The following is a 19,303-nucleotide window of genomic DNA, read 5'->3' as shown; positions in this document are numbered from 1 at the left end:
GACGTCAACGCGCATAGTGAAGGTCGCCGCCAATCCAGACGTGATCAACGTCAAGATTTTCAGTTAAATGGACAATATTTGCCTCATAGCCCGGCAATAAGCGGCCATGAGTGTGATCAATGCGAATACTCTGGGCAGGATAAAGTGAGGCCATGCGCAATGATTCATCAAGCGTAAGCCCCAATTGCTGGTGCACGAAGCGAACGGCCGAGATCATGTCAAGATCGGCACCAGCAAGTGTGCCGTCTTCAAGCGTCAGGCGGCCACCGGCGCGCGTTATGGTTCTGCCGTTAAGGGTGAATGACGTGATATCCGTGCCTATTGTAGACATCGCATCAGTCACCAGAAATATCTTCGCCGGGCCTTGTTTGGCTCGCAGCGCAATCGACATGGACGCTTTGTCGACATGAAAACCATCGGCAATCAGTCCGGCTGACAATTCTCCCGATTGCAAAGTCGCACCCACAACGCCAGGGCTGCGATGGCCAAGCTGGCTCATTGCATTAAAAAGGTGTGTGACCATTGATGCGCCAGCCGCTTGCGCAGCCAAGGCTGTTTCATATGATGCCCCGCTGTGACCAAGGCTAACAATGACGCCTGCGTCGACCATTGCCTTGATTTTTTCCGGCGATACCGTTTCGGGGGCGACGGTGGTGAGAAGTACCGGAATCTCCTGAACAGCTTCGATAATTGCAATCAAATCTGCATCGTCCATAGGCCGGATCAGCTTGGGATCGTGCGTGCCTTTGTGGCTAACAGACAGATGAGGGCCTTCGAGGTGGAGACCAATAAACCCAGCGACTTTGTCCTGTGCCGCTGCTTTACTCGCCGCAATAGCCGCTGCCGTTGTTTCCGGGGTATCTGTAATCAGCGTTGGCAGCAGAGCCGTTGTGCCAAAAGCAAAATGTGCATCGCAGATGGTCCGGATAGCGTCGATACTCGGCCCGTCATTGAGCAATACCCCGCCACCGCCATTCACCTGAACGTCGATGAACCCGGGTACAAGTTTCCCCCCGTTCATCTCAACCCGGCGAATATCCGCAGTTAGAGCGCTTGTGGCTTCGATGCTTTTAACTGTGCCGTGTTCCACAACCAGTGCGGCGTTTTCGTGCCAGTTTTCTCCATCGAAAATGACGGCACCGGTAATGGCGTAGACGGTACTCATATGGTCTCCGTCACTTTTCGCAAGTGAGGCGGTTCATCGGGATTAAAGCCACGGCTACGGGCAAACCCTTCTACAAATGCGTAGAATGAAACGAGCAGCGCCAGCGGATCGGTGAGTGGATGCGACGTAGCGACAAAGGGCAGGGCCGTTGCCTTTGACGGCTTGTTTGATGTCAGGAAGACAGCAGCACCCTGATCGGCAAGACGATCGGCGGCATCGACGAGCGATGCTTCTGCGGCGTCCCTTGCGGCAAGCACCAAAACTGGAAAGCCTTTGCCGACAATAGCCTTTGGCCCATGCATCACTTCTGCGGCGCTGTATGATTCCGCGTGAACACCGCTGGTTTCCTTGAATTTCAAGGCAATCTCATTGGAAATGGCCAGAGAAGGTCCGCGCCCAAGAATAAAAAGCGAGTTTTCGTTTTCCAACGCCGCTGCGAATGGCGACCAGTCGCACATTACGGCCTTCGCCATTGCTGAGGGAAGGTCATCGATGGCAGCAAGCAGCTTTTGATCGTTGGTCCAATGCCCGATCAAAGCAAGGCCTGCAACTGCGGAACTCACGAAGGATTTTGTCGCCGCAACACTACGCTCTGGACCGGCAAGTATATCGATTGGCAGATCGCTTGCATTGGCAAGATCGGAATTAATTACATTTGTAATTGCGATGGTAAGTGCGCCGCTTTCGCGTGCTGCCTTTGTCATGCTGACAATATCGGGGCTCTTGCCGGATTGCGAGATGGACAAAGTGGCCGCGCTACCCAGTTTCAAGGTTATGCCATAAATGGAAGCGACCGATGGCCCAAGTGATGCAACTGGAATACCTGCCGTTAACTCGCTGGAATATTTCAGGAATGCCGTGACATGGTCTGACGACCCCCGTGCTATGGATGCCAGAAATGGTGGATTTTTTTCGCGCAGCTTTGCACCAGCTGCGGCAAGCGTGGCGCGGGAGCTATCCAGAAAACGAGTTGTCACGTCGGGAATCGACAATATCTCTTCCCGCATCAATGTTGCCTTGTTCAAAGTACTGCTCCTGATATTTCCGAACTGTCGCCGAGTTTCAGCTCAGCAACAAACTCATAGGCGTCTGCGCGATAAATGGACCGGGTGAACTCAATCACTTTTCCCGAATCAAGATAGGAGATTCGCTCAATATTCAAACTGGCCGAACCGGTAGGAACCTCAAGCAATTTTGCATCGTTCTCTTTAAGTATTGCCGCCGAGATACGCTGTATCGCACGAACGGGACGATTGCCGCGGGCGGCCAGCACTGCATAAAGCGACAGAGTAACCAGTTCCGGATTGGGTAAAACATGCACAGACAAAGCGGCTCTCTCGATTGCCATAGGCGTATCATTGGCAACACGCAGGCGGCTGATCCGGGATACTCTTTCGCCAGAAGTCAGACCCAGCGTCACCATTTCCTCAGGCGAGGGGACATAGATGCCACGATCAAGCCATGTCGAGCGAACAACCATGCCGCGCCGCGCCATATCTTCCGTAAATGATGTCAGATGTGTCAGCGATTGCTCCACCCGAGCAGAGCGAGGCGCGACGAATGTGCCGGAGCCGTGACGCTGTATGAGTAAACCATCACTCACCAAACCCTGAACCGCTTTGCGAACAGTTACGCGAGAAATATCGGCAATTGCGGCAAGCTCGCGTTCCGGCGGCAATGCGTCTCCGGGTTTCAGTAGGCCATCAAGCACGGCATTTTCAATTAGCCGCTGCAATTTTACATAAAGAGGGCCACCGGCAATCGATCCGTCATTGAGGGTCGGAAGAATATTAATCAGGCCGTCAGACATGAATACACTCCGCCGATTTTGAAGCGAAATTCAAAACTGCGAGTTGCACCGCTCCGGCAAGAGCGTCGTTCAGCGGTTTTTGTAGCTTCTCTTGATAACGCGTTGACAGGCGCTTTTCATAGAGCGGACCAAGGCCGCCCAGAAGGGAAAGGCGTGTCTGTCGTGCTGACATGATAGTGTCGAGGCCCTGCTCAATCTGGTCTATGGCGGTTTGTAGGATAGCAAGAGCAACCGCATCTTCGACGGCAGCATAGTCGAATATCATCGGCACGAGCGTTCCGAAGTCGCTCGGAGTTGCCGCATGCGCAAATCGTACAATGTTATGCGGGTTGTTTTCATAACGCTGCATGACGGCTTGTGTAAGTTCGGATGCAGGGCGGAAACGATCATATGCTAAAAGCGTTTCCTCGAGCAGATGTCGACCTAAACGTGCGCCGCCGCCGAGGTCGCCGACCTTGAATCCCCAACCGCCCGCGAACTGGACCTTATCTCCTTCGCGCGCAATAAAGAGCGAGCCCGTTCCCAGAATGACGACTGTACCGTCATTATTGCCTATTGCGCCCTGAAGCGCGATCAAGCCATCTGATAAAACCAATGCATCCTTGAACGGGAGTGAGGCTTTCAAGTTTGCAGCGTTGTCGCCAACATTTGCGCCGGCGAGCCCCAACACTGCGGACAGAGAACCTACGTGTGATTTATCGATGCCTGCGCTGGCAAATGCAGCATCAGTGGCGTCCATTATATTGCCGCGCGCCATATCCATATCGGTCATGACATTGGCGGCGCCGCTCTTGCCTATACCAAGGATGCGGCCGTTCAGATCAGCCAATGCCGCTCTGCAACCTGTTCCACCGCCATCGATTCCTAGGAGATAAGTCACGACAAATAGCCCTCCGTAAATAGAATACCAATAAAGTACCAATAGCCAAGCGTTAATTTACGTATTTTCAAATTTTTCTGTAATATATTGTTATATATGCATAAAATTACACCGATGCAAATGACTGCAGGATTTTTTTAAGATTTACTGGACAAGTGGTATTTTTTTGGCATTAATTATAAAAACGAGGAGAGCAGAGTGGAACCTAGCCGCACCGAGCAACGCAATGATAGAGCGACCGGTCTTGACGAGAAGTCGCCGGACGTTGTTGTACGTTTGCTGCTTGATGCGCAAATCGCTGCTGCAGAAGTCGTCGCTAATGCGTTGGATCCAATTGCGGAGGCGGCACAGATCGCTGCTGAAACCATTTCGGGTGGCGGCAGGTTGGTATATGCAGCTGCAGGAAGTTCAGGTCTCATGGCTCTGGCCGATGCGCTGGAAATTCCTGGCACCTATGGTATCGCCCCGGACAGGATTGTCATTCTGATCGCTGGAGGTATTGCCAGCCTTAATCGTCTTGCCGGAACCTATGAGGATGACGTTAGTCAAGCTGCCAAAGACATCGCCGAGGCAGATTTGAGGGCAGGCGATTGTCTGATAGCGGTGTCGGCAAGCGGTACAACGCCTTATGCTCTGGCAGCAATTGACGAAGCCAGGAAGCGCGGGCTTAAAATCATTTCGATTGCCAATAATCGTAACGCACCGATCTTTGACGGTGCTGATGTTGTCATTGCATTGGAAACTCCGGCGGAAATGGTCGCGGGTTCGACCAGGATGGGTGCCGGTACGGCGCAGAAAATCGCCCTTAATCTGTTATCTACCCTGATGGCGATCCATCTTGGGCATGTACATGACGGCTACATGGTCAATCTGGTGGCGGACAACATTAAATTGCGCGAGAGGGCGGTTCGGATTGTCTCGGCAATAAGTGTTTGCGATCCGGGTGAAGCTGCAAAATGGCTTGATGCAAGCGGAGGCTCAGTAAAAGAGGCGGTACTACTCGCTGCCGGCGCAAAAGATGCGAACAAAGCAACAAGAATTCTCGAAAGCAATCAACAGAGGCTTCGCCCGGCGCTTTCGGAACTGAAAGAGATCCTTGGGTCCCGCTAGGGGCCCGGGCTCTCATTAACGGCACTACTCATGAGGGTGCAACAGGAGACTAAAATGGGAAGCAAGACACTAAAATCACTGCTAATGGCGACAAGCATCCTGGCAACAGCCGGTTTTGCTCATGCCGCTGATACCGAGCTTACAATTGAAAGCTGGCGTACGGATGATCTTGCCATCTGGCAGGAAAAGCTGATCCCAGCGTTCGAAGCAAAGAATCCCGGCATCAAGGTTAAATTCGCGCCAACACCGCCCACCGAATATGATGCCGCCCTTGGTGCGCGTTTTGATGCAGGCAGCGCTGGCGATATCATCACTTGCCGTCCGTTTGACAAGTCGCTTGAACAGTTCAAACGCGGCAATCTCGCCAGCCTCACTGATCTCCCCGGCATGAAAAATTTCTCCGACGTTGCCAAGGCTGCGTGGACGACTGACGATGGCAAGGACGCATTCTGCGTACCGATGGCCTCGGTTATTCATGGGTTCATCTACAACAAGGATGCCTTTGATAAGCTTGGCATTGCTATTCCGACGACCGAAGCTGAATTCTTTGCAGCGCTAGACAAGATCAAGGCCGATGGCACCTATATTCCAATGGCAATGGGTACCAAAGACCTTTGGGAAGCCGCAACCATGGGCTACCAGAATATCGGCCCGACATATTGGAAGGGTGAAGAAGGCCGCGCCAAGCTGATTAAGGGCGAGGAAAAGCTGACGGACGCTCCTTGGGTCGAGCCTTACAAGGTTTTGCTGAAGTGGAAAGATTATCTGGGCGCCGGTTTTGAAGCTCAGACCTATCCGGACAGCCAGAATCTGTTCACCTTGGGTCGTGCTGCAATCTATCCAGCTGGTTCATGGGAAATTGGCCTTTTCAATACGCAGGCTCAGTTCAAAATGGGGGCATTCCCGCCACCCGTGAAAAATGCTGGCGATGCATGCTACATCTCGGATCATAACGATATTGGCGCGGGTCTGAACGCCAAGAGCAAACATCCGGAAGAAGCCAAGAAGTTCCTCGATTGGGTCGCTTCGCCCGAGTTCGCCGACATCTATGCCAATGCGCTGCCTGGCTTCTTCAGCCTGAACTCGACGCCGGTAAAGATGCAGGATCCATTGGCGCAGGAGTTCGTTTCCTGGCGCGAAAAGTGCAAGCCAACAATCCGTTCAACTTACCAGATATTGTCGCGCGGCACGCCTAACCTCGAAAACGAGACATGGGTAGAATCGGCTAACGTTATCAACGGTACCGACACGCCTGAAGCAGCAGCCAAGAAGCTGCAAGACGGTCTGGACAGCTGGTACAAGCCTGCCAAATAAGCACTTGATCATAAACGGGGCATCGCCTGATGCCCCGTTTATGCTTTGAGTAAAACGTCGATTATTCGACTTGATGGTTTTCCACGGCAGTCGCACGCCGTTTTATGATGCGGCCAAAACCAAAAGCAGGGGTTCTGTTATCCATGAGCACAGTCGAGCAAGCATCGGCCGACCGCGGCAACGATAAGCGTCCTTGGCGCTGGCACATATTGGTATTTTTGACACCAGCTTTGCTCGTCTACACGGCGGTGATGATCCTTCCGCTCATCGAAACACTGCGTCTTTCGCTGTTCAACGTCAAAGATGGCCAAAGCGTCTTTGTGGGCTTGGACAATTTTGCTGTGCTGTTTGGAGATCCGCGTTGGGCGGCAAGCTTCTGGAACGCACTGAAGAATAACTTCATCTTCTTTTTCATTCACATGGTCGTGCAAAATCCAATCGGGGTTGCATTGGCAGCGCTTCTATCCGTGCCAAAATTGCGCTTTGGTGCCTTCTATCGCACCGCTTTGTTTCTGCCGACGCTGCTTTCATTTGTCATTGTCGGGTTTATCTGGAAGCTCATTCTTTCACCGATATGGGGCGTCTCGCCATTCCTTTTGGATTTGATTGGCCTCAAATCACTTTTCTCGCCATGGCTCGGTAAGCCCGGTTCAGCATTGATTGCGGTGTCACTGATTTCAGTGTGGCAGTATGTCGGCATACCGATGATGTTGATTTACGCGGCGATGCTGAACATTCCGGACGAAGTTCTGGAAGCAGCAGAGTGCGACGGTGTTACCGGATGGAGCCAATTCTGGAAGATCAAGCTTCCGCTGATATTGCCCTCAATCGGCATCATCTCGATCCTTACTTTTGTGGGCAATTTCAACGCGTTCGATCTGGTTTATACCGTGCAAGGTGCACTGGCAGGGCCGGATGGAGCGACCGATATTCTCGGAACGTTGCTTTACCGTACATTCTTTGGCTTCCAGCTTCAGATCGGTGACAAGTCCATGGGCGCAACCATTGCGACGGTGATGTTCCTCATCATCCTCTCTGGCGTTTGCCTCTATCTGTTTGCCATTCAGCGGCGCATGCGCCGGTATCAGTTTTAGGATTACGATCATGGCAAAAACCACCACATCCCCAGTTCGGACCGGTCTCGTCCACCTCGCGTTGATAACTTACACGCTTATCGCGTTATTCCCCGTGTTCCTGACTGTCATCAATTCTTTCAAGGATCGCGCCTCTATTTTCCGCGATCCTCTGGGGCTACCTACTCCATCGGTTTTCAGTCTCGTTGGTTATGAAACAGTGCTGAAGCAAGGCGATTTCATACTCTATTTTCAAAACAGTTTTATCGTTACCGCTGTATCGATCTTTTTCGTTCTGCTGTTTGGTGCGATGGCTGCTTTTGCATTGTCGGAATATCGTTTCCGCGGCAATACCCTAATGGGACTTTATCTTGCACTTGGTATCATGATCCCGATTCGGCTGGGCACAGTAGCGATCCTGCAGGGGATGGTTGCTGCCGGTCTGGTCAACACGTTGACCGCGCTCATTCTGGTTTATACTGCACAGGGTCTTCCACTAGCCGTATTCATCCTTACTGAATTTATGCAAACGGTTTCCGATGATTTGAAGAATGCCGGACGTATCGACGGCCTTTCGGAATATTCCATATTCTTCCGTCTTGTTTTGCCGTTGATAAGGCCAGCCATGGCAACTGTCGCTGTCTTTACCATGATACCGATCTGGAACGATCTCTGGTTCCCGCTGATCCTTGCGCCCAGCGACGCGACCAAGACGATTACGCTTGGCAGTCAGGTCTTTATCGGTCAGTTCGTGACTAACTGGAATGCTGTTCTTGCTGCACTTACTCTGGCGATTGTGCCGGTGCTTGTCCTTTACCTTATCTTTTCGCGGCAGTTGATCCGCGGCATCACAGCAGGAGCCGTGAAATGAGCCAACAAAAGCCGATCCGCGTTCTTGTTGCCGGGCTTGGCAATATGGGCCGCAGTCATGCGCTCGCCTACCATAATAATCCGGGATTTGAGATCGTTGGGTTGGTAAACAGATCTGTCGTGCCCTTGCAGCCGGAACTTGAAGGGTACACGATTCACCAATCATTTGAGGCAGCCTTGGCGGAACTCAAACCGGAACTGGTGTCCATCAATACTTATTCCGACAGCCATGCAGACTATGCTGTGGCGGCAATGAAAGCGGGGGCGGATGTCTTCGTTGAAAAGCCATTGGCTACAACAGTTGCCGATGCGGAGCGTGTGGTAGCTGCCGCCAAGCAATATGGCCGTAAACTGGTGATTGGTTACATATTGCGCCACCATCCGTCATGGGTTCGGCTGATTGAAGAGGCCCGAAAACTCGGCGGACCTTATGTTTTCCGGATGAATCTCAATCAGCAATCCAGTGGTGCAACTTGGAACACGCATAAGGCGCTTATGCAGACAACGTCTCCAATTGTCGATTGCGGCGTGCACTACCTCGATGTGATGTTGCAAATCACCGATGCAAAGCCGGTTCAGGTACGCGGCATGGGCGTGCGGCTATCGGATGAGATTGCGCCAGACATGTACAATTATGGTCATCTCCAGGTTCTGTTCGATGATAGGACTGTGGGGTGGTATGAGGCCGGCTGGGGTCCGATGATTTCGGAAACCGCCTTCTTCGTGAAAGACGTCATATCTCCCAATGGTTGTGTCTCCATCGTGATGGATCAGAATGCCAAATCAGATGACATCGATTCCCATACCAAGACGTCAACGATAAAGTTGCACTCAGCAGCAATGGATGCAGATGGTCGTTTTACCAAGCAGGACGAATTGCTGAATATGGCTGGTGAGCCTGGCCATCAGGAGCTGTGCGATCTTGAGCAAGCCTATGTCCTCAAGGCAATCCGGGAAAATATTGATCTTACACGTCACATGCAGGATGCGGTGCGCTCTTTGAGCGTGTGTCTTGCAGCCGACGAAAGCGTTCGTACCGGTCAGCCAGTAAACCTATAAATTTATCCAAGAAACGGGAACAAGACATTGGGTTCTTTGAAGATCGAAAATATCGTTAAGTCTTTTGGCCATGTGGACGTACTGAAAGGTATTGACCTTGAGGTAGAGGACGGCGAGTTCGTCATTTTTGTCGGACCATCGGGCTGCGGTAAATCAACGCTGCTGCGTATCATCGCTGGTCTGGAAGACGCGACGGCTGGCGAAATTCTTATTGATGGCAAGAAGGTCAATAATACGCCGCCAGCCAAGCGGGGCATTGCGATGGTATTTCAGACCTATGCGCTTTATCCACATCTGTCGGTTCGCGACAATATGGGTCTTGGGTTGAAACAGGCCGGAAAACCCGCAGACGAAATAAAGGAGCGCACCAAAGTCGCATCCTCCATGTTGTCGCTTGACGATTATCTTGAGCGTCGTCCTTCAGAGCTTTCAGGCGGGCAACGCCAACGTGTTGCTATCGGGCGTGCCATAGTGCGCGAGCCCAAGCTGTTTCTTTTTGATGAGCCATTGTCAAATCTTGACGCGGCCCTACGCGTAAATACACGATTGGAGATCGCTCGACTTCATCGCCAACTTAAGGCGACCATGATCTATGTGACACATGATCAGGTTGAGGCAATGACGCTCGCCGATAAGATCGTCGTGCTGAACAAAGGTAAGATCGAGCAGGTAGGTTCGCCTATGGAGCTTTATAATGCTCCGCAGACCGTATTCGTTGCCGGCTTTATCGGATCGCCGCAGATGAACCTGATTGACGCGGCAAAGCTTGGCCATACCGATGCGAAAACTATTGGTATTCGCCCGGAGCATATTCAGGTCAGCAGCACATCTGGAGAATGGAAGGGCTCGGTCATCCATGTCGAACATTTGGGTGCTGATACAATCATCTATCTCCAAACGGACTTTGGACCTTTGACGGTCAGACTGTTCGGAGAGCATCAGTACGAAGTTGATGGCATTCTATATGCAACCCCAGATGCCGGGCGCACTTATCGCTTTGACAACGAAGGACAGGTCATCAAATCGTGACGATTCATGTCATGACATCATAGACTGTTTGGGTCATAGTCGCCGCCGCGCAGAGTCTCTTCGTGCGCGGCATACTTATTGACGAGAACAGGATCGATGTTATGGGCTATATCCCGGATTCCAAGCGCTACGACACTATGAAGTACAATCGCTGTGGTCGCAGCGGCCTAAGACTGCCAGCGATTTCTCTCGGCCTTTGGCACAATTTCGGCGATGACACACCCCATAATCTCAAACAGGCAATTTGCCGTCAGGCATTCGATCTCGGCATTACCCATTTCGATCTTGCCAATAATTACGGACCACCTCCCGGTTCTGCCGAGACAGCTTTTGGCGAAATCCTGCGTACGGATTTCAGAGCCCATCGCGATGAGTTGATTATCTCTTCCAAGGCAGGATATGGCATGTGGCCAGGCCCCTATGGCGAATGGGGTAGCCGGAAATATTTGATTGCCAGCTGCGACCAGAGCTTGAAGCGTCTGGGCCTCGACTATGTCGATATTTTCTACTCCCATCGTTTCGATCCAGATACGCCGCTTGAAGAAACGATGATGGCCTTGGACCATATTGTGCGGTCTGGCCGCGCTCAATATGTTGGGCTTTCCTCGTATAATTCTCATCGCACGCGCGAAGCGGCGGCCATTCTTGAAGAACTTGGCACACCTTGCCTTATTCACCAGCCAAGCTACTCCATGATTAACCGCTGGATCGAGGAAGATGGTTTGGTTGATACTTTGGAAGATCTGGGAATTGGCTCGATTGTATTTTCGCCGCTGGCTCAAGGAATGCTGACAGACAAATATCTCAAAGGTGTTCCTGAACAGAGTCGTGCTGCACAAGGAAAATCACTCAATCCTGAATTTCTTAGCGATCAGAATATCGCCAATATTCGCTCACTAAACGAGATTGCTTCGCGCCGCGAACAAACGCTCGCTCAAATGGCGTTGGCGTGGGTTTTGAGGAAAGGTCGTATTACGACGGCTTTGATTGGTGCGAGCAAGCCGCAGCAGGTCATTGATTGTGTAAAAGCGCTCGACAATCTTGAGTTCAGCGACGAGGAGTTGGCTCAGATTGATACCTATGCGAACGATGCCAATGTCAATCTTTGGGCTGCTTCGGCCGAACGCAAAGGGCCAGAGCGCAAGCCGGTCAAATTGGACTGACACGTCAGACAGAACAATGCTTCGGCGGCGGAGTAGGTCGCCAGGCATGTAAGCAATTGGCAGAACGCGCCAATTGTGCGAAACGTCTGCGCCAGAAACTGAACCTGCCAAAATGCGGAATGGAACTTTTCAATGAAGATTGCGATGATCGGGACCGGATATGTCGGTCTGGTGTCGGGAGTGTGCTTTGCCGAATTCGGCTTCTCTGTCACATGCGTTGATAAAAACCCGGCTATTGTCGAGCGCTTGCAGGCGGGCGAAGTTACCATTTTCGAACCTGGCCTCGATGAATTGCTTGCGCGCAATGCGCGCGACGGTCGGCTGACATTTACCACCGAACTCGCTGAGACAGTTGCAGATGCTGACGTGATATTCGTAGCGGTAGGTACGCCGTCCAGACGTGGCGATGGTGAGGCTGATCTGCAATATATTCATGCAGCGGCGGATGAGATCGCTGCGGCGATGAAGCCGAATGCCGTGATTGTCATCAAATCGACTGTGGTGGTCGGCACCAATGCCATCGTGCGCGACCGCATCTCCAAGGCCCGGCCCGGTGTGCCGTTTTCCATGGTGTCCAATCCGGAATTTCTTCGTGAAGGTTCAGCAGTTGAAGACTTTCTTCGACCGGATCGCGTCGTGGTTGGTGTTCATGACGATGCGGGAGCAGCTGCCATGAAGCGTGTTTACCGCCCGCTTTATCTGCGTGAGACGCCAATGATTGTGACCACTTTGGAAAACGCTGAAATCATCAAATATGCGGCCAATGCCTTTTTGGCCATGAAGGTCACCTTCATCAACGAAGTGGCAGACCTTTGCGAAAAGACAGGCGGAAATGTGCAGGATGTTGCCCGTGCCATCGGCATGGATAATCGCATCGGCTCAAAGTTCCTGCATGCCGGTCCGGGTTTCGGCGGTTCGTGTTTCCCGAAGGACACACGAGCTTACGCTGCAACGGGACGCAAGATGAATGCGCCTCAAACGCTGATCGAACAGGTTGTCACTGTCAATGAGCAGCGCAAACGGTCAATGGCTGAGCGGATTGTTGAAGCTGCGAAAAAGAGCGGGACCAAGTCGATTGCCGTTCTTGGCATCGCATTCAAGCCGAATACGGATGATATTCGTGAGTCTCCGGCTTTGGACATTATTCCAGCCCTGCAAAAGGCCGGTCTGACTGTGCGAGCGCATGATCCGGAAGCGCGTAGCGCTGCCGAACCTGTCCTGCCTGGCGTTGTCTGGGGGACCTCTGCCTATGATGCGATTGAAGGCGCCGGCATCACCGTCTTGCTGACAGAGTGGAACGCCTATCGCGCGCTCGATCTGAAAAAAGTCTCAGCATTGATGAGCGGCAATATTCTCTTCGACCTGCGTAATGTCTTTAATGAACAGGAACTCGAAGGCTCGGGCCTTGAATATTATTCAGTCGGCAGACCCCTTGTTGGGTAAGCCACCGCTTACACATCTTGAGTGAGTGCTCGCTTTTCATTGGCGATCAGCCAAAGGTTGCGGATATAGACAAATAAACCGAAGCCTTGGCCAGCTATGAATACAGGGTCCTTGCGGACGATCGCATAGACAAAAAGCAGCGCTCCGCCAAAAAGCGAAAAAAACCAGAAGGCTACAGGCATTACGCTTTTCTTTGCTTTTTCGGACGCGAGCCACTGGACGACGAAGCGCATGGTGAAACATCCCTGAGCGAAAAAGCCCAGCAAAATCCAGGCGTCAAACTGTTCGATAAAAACCGTATGCAGCCAATTGGAAAATGCTTCGGCCATTGCTGGTCTCCATATTATTCAGGGAGGGCTTTCCCTCTCACGCGGGCTCAATATCACTGAATGACGCTCTGCACCATTGGGATTATGTGCGGTTGCGGATGTCACTCAATGATTTGGCCGGAGTGATCGCTTCCGGGTCCAAACGAATTTCGATGATCGCAGGCTTTCCGCTTTGTACTGCGCGTTGCCAAGCCCCTTCAAACTCACTGGTAGCTTCCACGGTTTCGCCATGACCACCATAGGCTCTTGCCAGCATTGCGAAGTCAGGATTGGTCAGGTCCGTGCCTGACACACGTCCAGGATATTCGCGCTCCTGATGCATGCGGATAGTGCCATAGATGCCATTATTGATGACGAGAACAATAATGGGCAGGTTGTACTTCACCGCAGTGGCGAAGTCCTGACCGTTCATGAGAAAGCAGCCATCGCCGGCGAAACATACTACCATGCGTTCAGGATGAATTTGTTTCGCAGCAACCGCCGCGGGTAGGCCATAGCCCATTGATCCTGATGTAGGGGCGGCTTGCGTTGCGAAACGGCGAAAACGATGGAAGCGATGCAGCCAGGTCGCATAATTGCCGGCACCATTGGTCATGATCGCATCATCAGGCAATACTGTTTCAAGATAGGACATGATCGGTCCCATTGCGACTTTGCCCGGTCCGCTCTGTGGCGGCGTTGACCAGGCGAGATACGATTTATGCGCGATATCAGCTTGGTCCGGCCAATTAATATGGGATGGCGGGGCGAGATGTTCGACCACCTCAGCAAATGCGTCTGGCGCCGAATTGATCGAAAGAGCAGGCCGGTAAACCCGACCCAATTCATTTGCATCCGGATGGATATGGATGAGGGTTTGCTTGGGATACGGGCTGTCCATGAGTGTGTAGCCGGAAGAGGGCATTTCACCAAACCTTCCGCCTACAAGAAGTAAAACATCAGCTTCTTTCACCCGCTTGGCCAGCGCCGGATTAATGCCGATTCCGACATCGCCTGCATAGTTGGGATGTAGATTATCGAACAGCATCTGCCGCCTGAAGGAGCAACCCACGGGAAGGTGCCACTTCTCGGCAAAACGGGTGATTGATGCAACGGCATCTGCGCTCCAACGGGATCCCCCCAATATCATGAATGGTTTGGAAGCAGCCTGTAATATGTCGGCAAGCTTTTCTATGCTGGCGGCGGACGGGCCGGTTTCTACGGGTTGCCATGCTTGTGCCGTCACGGTTTCTACCATGTCCGTGAGCATATCTTCAGGCAAAGCAAGAACAACCGGGCCTGGCCGTCCGGAGGTCGCGACAGAAAATGCACGGGTTACGAATTCGGGAATACGCCGGGCATCATCAATCTCTGCGACCCATTTCGCTGTATCGGCAAAAAAGCGGCGGTACTCTACCTCCTGAAATGCCTCTCGTTCGCGGGCATCGCGCTGAACTTGCCCGATGAACAGGATCATTGGAGTTGAATCCTGCATGGCGATATGTATGCCGGGTGAAGCATTTGTCGCGCCAGGTCCGCGTGTGACAAAGCAAATTCCAGGCTTTCCTGTAAGCTTGCCCCAAGCCTCCGCCATCATGGCGGCCCCGCCTTCCGCGCGGCAGATCGTTATGCCAATCTTCGCGTCATAAAGCGCGTCCAACACAGCCAGATAGCTTTCACCCGGTACGCAAAAGAGACGCTCTGCACCATTTGCGGCCAAAGCTTCAACGATCAATTCACCGCCCGTCTTCATTCGGATGCATCCTTCAACTGTTGGAGTATATCGGCAGTGTGTTCGCCTAAGCGAGGCGAGGGCCGTGTGTAGGTCAATGGTGTTTGTGACATGATGATCGGCGTTCGCACAGAAGGGATAGAACTGCCATGGGAGTCTTCCAGGTCAAGTCGCAATTGCCGCGCCACGATCTGCGGATCGTCGAACATCTCACCAATCTTGTTGATCGGTCCCGCTGGCACCGCATTTTTGGCACAGGCGTTCAGCAGCTCAGCCCTGGTTCTTTTTGAGGTTTCCGTGCTGATGAGCGTTGTTAGTATCGTGCGATTTTCAAGTCTGGATCGGTTTGTGAGAAACCGCTCATCGCTCGCCCATTCCGGATGCTCGATGATTGAACAGAATCTGGCGAATTGCCCATCATTGCCGACAGCAAGGATCAGGTGTCCGTCAGATGTGGGAACAACCTCATAAGGGGAGATATTCGGGTGTGCATTGCCCATACGGTTCGGGCTTTTCCCCGTAGCCAGAAAATTCATTGCCTGATTGGCCATAACAGCTGACTGGACATCGAACAGCGCCATATCCACCATTTGACCTTGACCGGTCTTAGCGGCATGGGCAAGGGCGGCCTGAATGGCAATGACCGAATAGAGTCCGGTAAATACATCCGCGACTGCCAAACCTACTTTTTGAGGCTGGCCATCAGGGTCGCCCGTCACCGACATCAGGCCGGACATTCCCTGAATGATAAAGTCATAACCAGCCTGCGATGCATATGGGCCGGTCTGGCCGAAACCTGTTATTGAGCAGTAGACTAGTCTCGGGTTCTCAGTGCTTAGGCTGGCGTAATCCAGTCCGTATTTTGCCAGTCCGCCCACCTTGAAATTCTCAAGCACAACATCAGCTGTTCGGCAGAGCGCTTTTACGGTTTCTTGTCCCTCAGCGGTTGTAAAATCAACTGTGATGGAGCGCTTGCCTCGGTTGCAAGAGTGAAAATACGCTGCGGAAAGGTTCTCGCCTTCTGCGCTGGTGATGAAAGGGGGCCCCCAGCCGCGTGTCTCGTCGCCGCCGGAGGGATTTTCCACCTTTATGACATCGGCTCCAAGATCAGCGAGAACCTGTCCGGCCCATGGACCAGCCAGCACTCGGGCTAGTTCAATAACGCGTATGCCTTTAAGCGGGGCTGCCGCTTGCTCAGCAATCATCGGCTTGCCTTTGACGCTGTGCGGATGGCCCAATTGGCAAATTCGCTCATGATGAGTTCACGGTTGATTTCGTTAAGGCCCTCATGGCGCGTATCGGGATATATTTTGGTCGTAACGTCTATAAAGCCGAGCTTGCGCATTCTATGGTCCAGATGATTGACGGAAGTGCCTTGTGCTGTCGCCGGATCTTTGGCACCGCCAACGAGGTTGAAGGGTAGGTTGCGACGCAATTTACTCAACAAGCTATCCTTTGCTCCGGTGAATACCAAATCGAATGTATCACGCCACATGCTCACAGTAGGGCTCCAGCCGCAAAGGGGATCCTTCACGTACAAATCGACCTCAGCAGAATCCCGCGAGAGCCAGTCAAAATCCGTTCGCGGATTGGCTACACTGCGATTCCATTCCTGAAATGTAAGTTTTGGCAGCAGCATGCTTGGGACATCAGAACCTAAAAACATACGTTCAGCCAGCAATAGGCATTGGGCGAACCTTCCCAACATTCCGGCCGAAAAATTTGCGTTCCAGACTGCAGCCGCATCCACTTTTTCTTGATGTTTGAAAACGTAATTAAGCGCGACAAGTCCGCCGAGGGAGTGCCCGAAAATGATCAGGGGTAAATCCGGATAGCGTAGGCGCGCTTCATTGTTGACCGCATCAACATCGCGCAACACGGCGTCCATTCCATCTTTTGCAGCAAAGCGTCCCGCCGGTGCGTCTTGTGCTCTCGTCAGGCCATGCCCCCGATGATCATGTGCATAAATGTGAAAACCATGCTCGCTCAGAAATCCTGCAAAACGTTTGTAACGCAAAGAATGCTCGGCCACGCCGTGATTTATTTGAATGATCCCGCGAACCTGACCCTTTGCGGGCATGTGTCGTATTGCAAGAGCTGCACCAGTACTGGTGGTCAAAACGTCGGTATCATCAAAACTCATGGCAACCTCTTTGCGAGAAGCCCAGTTGAGAGGGTGCCGTAAAATTAGTCAATGTGGAAAACAATCTACAAACTATTCTTAATTTTGGACTATTGTGCTCAATTATTAGTCAGGCGATTTGGTGTGCAATTTTATTTTGCAAAACCCCTTGCAAACCCATTAAACTTGCCGCAGAACTTTAAACCAGAAGCATATGAGTTTCGCGGGCATTGCAATTTTTCGGTGTAATCGCGAATCGGATGATGTTGTCGCAATGACGAAACGTATTTCGTCTAGTTAGTTTACATGGCCGCTACTGGGAGAAGAGGACGCTTCCTGTTGCGGCACCAGAGGGGAAACCGGGTGACGGAAATATCCGCGCCCGGTTTCGCTCGTTTGGCGAAGGTCGAAAATCATGGGCATCCATTGCCACGGCTGAGGCTTTCGCCTACATACGGCGCAAATTCATTCAAAAGAAATCCCGAGCATCGGAGTGACGCGCGTTATGGCACGCCAATTCATCTATCACATGTCCGGCCTGAACAAGGCATATGGAACCAAGAAGGTTCTTGAGAATATCAACTTGTCCTTCTACCCAGACGCCAAGATTGGTATTCTGGGTCCAAATGGCGCCGGTAAGTCTACAGTTCTGAAAATCATGGCTGGTCTGGATAAGGAATATACAGGCGAGGCTTGGTTGGCGGATGGCGCTACCGTTGGCTATCTGGCGCAGGAACCTTATTTGGATCCAGCCAAGGACGTTATGGGCAATGTCATGGATGGCGTTGCCGACAAGAAGGCCATTCTCGATCGCTACAATGAATTGATGATGAATTACTCCGACGAGACCGCCGATGAAGGCGCCAAGTTACAGGATGTCATCGATTCTCAAAACCTCTGGGACCTTGAATCGCAAGTTGAGATGGCGATGGAAGCACTTCGTTGCCCACCCGGCGACAGCGAAGTAACCAATCTTTCCGGTGGTGAGCGCCGCCGTGTTGCTTTGTGCCGCTTGCTCCTGTCACAGCCTGACCTTCTTCTGCTCGACGAACCGACCAACCATTTGGACGCTGAAACGACCGCCTGGCTTGAAAAACATCTGCGCGAATATAAGGGCTCCGTGCTTCTGATTACGCATGATCGCTACTTCCTAGACAATGTGACCGGCTGGATTCTCGAACTCGACCGTGGGCGCGGCATTGCTTATGAAGGCAATTACTCTGCCTATCTTGGTGCCAAGTCCAAGCGCATGCTGCAGGAAGGCCGTGAAGATGACTCCCGTCAGAAAGCTCTCGAGCGCGAACGCGAGTGGATTTCCGCCAGCCCGAAAGCACGTCAGGCAAAATCGAAGGCACGTATCAAGGCCTATGATGCGCTCGTTGATGCCGCTAACGACCAGCGCCCCGGCGATGCCCAGATTCTGATACCGGCGGGTGAACGGCTGGGTCAGGTGGTTATCGAAGCCGAAAATCTCACCAAGTCTTTCGGTGATCGTGTGCTGATCGAAAACCTGACTTTCAAACTGCCACCCGGCGGTATTGTTGGCATTATTGGTCCGAACGGTGCGGGTAAAACCACTCTGTTCAAGATGATTACCGGTCAGGAAAAGCCGGATTCCGGCACTATTCGCGTCGGCGAGACTGTTAACCTCGGATATGTCGATCAGAGTCGCGATCACCTGAAAGCCGACAAGAATGTCTGGGAAGAAATTTCCGGCGGAACTGACATCATCAAGCTTGGCAAGCATGAGATGAACTCCCGCGCTTATGTTTCAGCATTCAACTTCAAGGGTACCGACCAGCAGCAGAAAGTTGGAAATCTTTCTGGTGGTCAGCGTAACCGCGTGCATCTGGCCAAGATGCTTCAGTCCGGTGGCAATGTTTTGCTCCTCGACGAACCGACAAACGATCTAGACACGGAAACCTTGGCAGCACTTGAAGATGCCTTGGAAAAATATGCAGGTTGCGCTGTGATCATCAGCCATGATCGCATGTTCCTTGACCGTCTCGCGACGCATATCCTGGCTTTCGAAGGCGATAGCCATGTCGAATGGTTTGAAGGCAATTTCGAAGATTATGAAAACGACAAGATTCGTCGTCTCGGTCCCGATAGCGTCAATCCAAAGCGTCCAAGCTACAAGCCTCTGACACGCTAAGTATAGATGGGGAACCGCAAGGTTCCCCGTTGTCTTTGCTGGTGTAATCGCCAGATAATTTGCCGCTTTT

Annotated in this window: 17 protein-coding genes; 9 read left to right on the top strand and 8 right to left on the bottom strand. The window is 52.2% G+C overall.

What is annotated here, in order from left to right; translation table 11 throughout:
• Positions 1-4 precede the first annotated feature (4 nt).
• From nagA to V9K95_RS04060, 4 genes are read right to left on the bottom strand one after another with little or no spacing between them, the layout of a single operon-like run.
• Positions 5-1,165, bottom strand: a complete 1,161-nt coding sequence (nagA, locus tag V9K95_RS04075; RefSeq protein ID WP_336439761.1) for an N-acetylglucosamine-6-phosphate deacetylase — start codon at positions 1,163-1,165, stop codon at positions 5-7.
• The gene (locus tag V9K95_RS04070; protein ID WP_336440194.1) at positions 1,162-2,172 is read right to left on the bottom strand and encodes an SIS domain-containing protein; all 1,011 of its coding nucleotides are present in this window, start codon (positions 2,170-2,172) and stop codon (positions 1,162-1,164) included. Before V9K95_RS04070 ends, nagA begins: the two co-directional genes overlap by 4 nt.
• Before the next feature lie 14 nt (positions 2,173-2,186).
• Positions 2,187-2,975 carry a GntR family transcriptional regulator gene (locus V9K95_RS04065; RefSeq protein ID WP_336439762.1) on the bottom strand — a complete coding sequence of 263 codons (789 nt, stop codon included), beginning with the start codon at positions 2,973-2,975 and terminating at the stop codon, positions 2,187-2,189.
• The gene (locus tag V9K95_RS04060; protein WP_336439763.1) at positions 2,968-3,855 is read right to left on the bottom strand and encodes a BadF/BadG/BcrA/BcrD ATPase family protein; all 888 of its coding nucleotides are present in this window, start codon (positions 3,853-3,855) and stop codon (positions 2,968-2,970) included. The genes V9K95_RS04065 and V9K95_RS04060 overlap by 8 nt, the downstream gene beginning before the upstream one ends.
• Positions 3,856-4,053: 198 nt before the next feature.
• Between V9K95_RS04060 and V9K95_RS04055 the strand changes: the two genes are divergently transcribed.
• The 8 genes from V9K95_RS04055 to V9K95_RS04020 all read left to right on the top strand — a co-directional run bounded on the left by V9K95_RS04055 (position 4,054) and on the right by V9K95_RS04020 (position 12,916).
• A complete protein-coding gene (locus V9K95_RS04055; RefSeq protein WP_336439764.1) occupies positions 4,054-4,965 on the top strand; it encodes an N-acetylmuramic acid 6-phosphate etherase in 912 nt (303 codons plus the stop codon).
• 54 nt (positions 4,966-5,019) lie between these two features.
• The gene (locus V9K95_RS04050) at positions 5,020-6,279 is read left to right on the top strand and encodes an ABC transporter substrate-binding protein (RefSeq protein WP_336439765.1); all 1,260 of its coding nucleotides are present in this window, start codon (positions 5,020-5,022) and stop codon (positions 6,277-6,279) included.
• A 143-nt stretch (positions 6,280-6,422) separates the two neighbouring features.
• Positions 6,423-7,373: a carbohydrate ABC transporter permease gene (locus V9K95_RS04045; RefSeq protein ID WP_336439766.1), complete on the top strand. Its 951-nt coding sequence runs from the start codon at positions 6,423-6,425 to the stop codon at positions 7,371-7,373.
• 10 nt (positions 7,374-7,383) lie between these two features.
• Positions 7,384-8,223 (top strand): ABC transporter permease subunit, encoded by an 840-nt coding sequence (locus V9K95_RS04040; protein WP_115052512.1) that lies wholly within the window; start codon positions 7,384-7,386, stop codon positions 8,221-8,223.
• On the top strand, positions 8,220-9,281 hold the full coding sequence (locus V9K95_RS04035; RefSeq protein ID WP_336439767.1) for a Gfo/Idh/MocA family protein: 1,062 nt from the start codon (positions 8,220-8,222) through the stop codon (positions 9,279-9,281). The genes V9K95_RS04040 and V9K95_RS04035 overlap by 4 nt, the downstream gene beginning before the upstream one ends.
• A gap of 27 nt (positions 9,282-9,308) precedes the next feature.
• Positions 9,309-10,310, top strand: coding sequence for an ABC transporter ATP-binding protein (locus tag V9K95_RS04030; protein WP_115052514.1), 1,002 nt, complete (start codon positions 9,309-9,311; stop codon positions 10,308-10,310).
• A gap of 101 nt (positions 10,311-10,411) precedes the next feature.
• On the top strand, positions 10,412-11,473 hold the full coding sequence (gene mgrA / locus V9K95_RS04025) for an L-glyceraldehyde 3-phosphate reductase (protein ID WP_336440195.1): 1,062 nt from the start codon (positions 10,412-10,414) through the stop codon (positions 11,471-11,473).
• A 132-nt stretch (positions 11,474-11,605) separates the two neighbouring features.
• The gene (locus V9K95_RS04020; protein WP_336439768.1) at positions 11,606-12,916 is read left to right on the top strand and encodes a UDP-glucose dehydrogenase family protein; all 1,311 of its coding nucleotides are present in this window, start codon (positions 11,606-11,608) and stop codon (positions 12,914-12,916) included.
• Positions 12,917-12,924: 8 nt separating this feature from the next.
• On the opposite strand, the gene V9K95_RS04015 is transcribed toward V9K95_RS04020, so the two are convergent.
• The 4 genes from V9K95_RS04015 to V9K95_RS04000 all read right to left on the bottom strand — a co-directional run bounded on the left by V9K95_RS04015 (position 12,925) and on the right by V9K95_RS04000 (position 17,099).
• Positions 12,925-13,245 carry a lipid-A-disaccharide synthase N-terminal domain-containing protein gene (locus V9K95_RS04015; RefSeq protein ID WP_115052516.1) on the bottom strand — a complete coding sequence of 107 codons (321 nt, stop codon included), beginning with the start codon at positions 13,243-13,245 and terminating at the stop codon, positions 12,925-12,927.
• A gap of 82 nt (positions 13,246-13,327) precedes the next feature.
• A complete protein-coding gene (locus tag V9K95_RS04010; RefSeq protein ID WP_336439769.1) occupies positions 13,328-14,977 on the bottom strand; it encodes a thiamine pyrophosphate-binding protein in 1,650 nt (549 codons plus the stop codon).
• On the bottom strand, positions 14,974-16,161 hold the full coding sequence (locus V9K95_RS04005) for a CaiB/BaiF CoA transferase family protein (RefSeq protein WP_115052518.1): 1,188 nt from the start codon (positions 16,159-16,161) through the stop codon (positions 14,974-14,976). The genes V9K95_RS04010 and V9K95_RS04005 overlap by 4 nt, the downstream gene beginning before the upstream one ends.
• Entirely contained in the window at positions 16,158-17,099 is a 942-nt protein-coding gene (locus V9K95_RS04000) for an alpha/beta fold hydrolase (RefSeq protein ID WP_307279250.1), read from the bottom strand. The genes V9K95_RS04005 and V9K95_RS04000 overlap by 4 nt, the downstream gene beginning before the upstream one ends.
• A gap of 484 nt (positions 17,100-17,583) precedes the next feature.
• On the opposite strand from V9K95_RS04000, the gene ettA reads away from it, so the two are divergent.
• Positions 17,584-19,233: an energy-dependent translational throttle protein EttA gene (gene ettA, locus V9K95_RS03995; RefSeq protein ID WP_115052520.1), complete on the top strand. Its 1,650-nt coding sequence runs from the start codon at positions 17,584-17,586 to the stop codon at positions 19,231-19,233.
• Positions 19,234-19,303 lie beyond the last annotated feature (70 nt).

This window comes from Phyllobacterium sp. CCNWLW183 (assembly GCF_037203775.1).
GTDB lineage: Bacteria > Pseudomonadota > Alphaproteobacteria > Rhizobiales > Rhizobiaceae > Phyllobacterium > Phyllobacterium ifriqiyense.
Note: the sequence above shows the minus strand (reverse complement) of the source record. Positions and strands in the feature narration are given on the sequence as shown.

Coding starts and splice junctions, on each gene's coding strand:
- V9K95_RS04020 (WP_336439768.1), top strand. CDS start 11,606: ATGAAGATTGCGATGATCGGGACCGGATATGTCGGTCTGGTGTCGGGA.
- V9K95_RS04035 (WP_336439767.1), top strand. CDS start 8,220: ATGAGCCAACAAAAGCCGATCCGCGTTCTTGTTGCCGGGCTTGGCAAT.
- V9K95_RS04070 (WP_336440194.1), bottom strand. CDS start 2,172: ATGCGGGAAGAGATATTGTCGATTCCCGACGTGACAACTCGTTTTCTG.
- V9K95_RS04000 (WP_307279250.1), bottom strand. CDS start 17,099: ATGAGTTTTGATGATACCGACGTTTTGACCACCAGTACTGGTGCAGCT.
- V9K95_RS04005 (WP_115052518.1), bottom strand. CDS start 16,161: ATGATTGCTGAGCAAGCGGCAGCCCCGCTTAAAGGCATACGCGTTATT.
- nagA (WP_336439761.1), bottom strand. CDS start 1,165: ATGAGTACCGTCTACGCCATTACCGGTGCCGTCATTTTCGATGGAGAA.
- V9K95_RS04050 (WP_336439765.1), top strand. CDS start 5,020: ATGGGAAGCAAGACACTAAAATCACTGCTAATGGCGACAAGCATCCTG.
- V9K95_RS04065 (WP_336439762.1), bottom strand. CDS start 2,975: ATGTCTGACGGCCTGATTAATATTCTTCCGACCCTCAATGACGGATCG.
- V9K95_RS04045 (WP_336439766.1), top strand. CDS start 6,423: ATGAGCACAGTCGAGCAAGCATCGGCCGACCGCGGCAACGATAAGCGT.
- ettA (WP_115052520.1), top strand. CDS start 17,584: ATGGCACGCCAATTCATCTATCACATGTCCGGCCTGAACAAGGCATAT.
- mgrA (WP_336440195.1), top strand. CDS start 10,412: ATGGGCTATATCCCGGATTCCAAGCGCTACGACACTATGAAGTACAAT.
- V9K95_RS04015 (WP_115052516.1), bottom strand. CDS start 13,245: ATGGCCGAAGCATTTTCCAATTGGCTGCATACGGTTTTTATCGAACAG.
- V9K95_RS04010 (WP_336439769.1), bottom strand. CDS start 14,977: ATGAAGACGGGCGGTGAATTGATCGTTGAAGCTTTGGCCGCAAATGGT.
- V9K95_RS04040 (WP_115052512.1), top strand. CDS start 7,384: ATGGCAAAAACCACCACATCCCCAGTTCGGACCGGTCTCGTCCACCTC.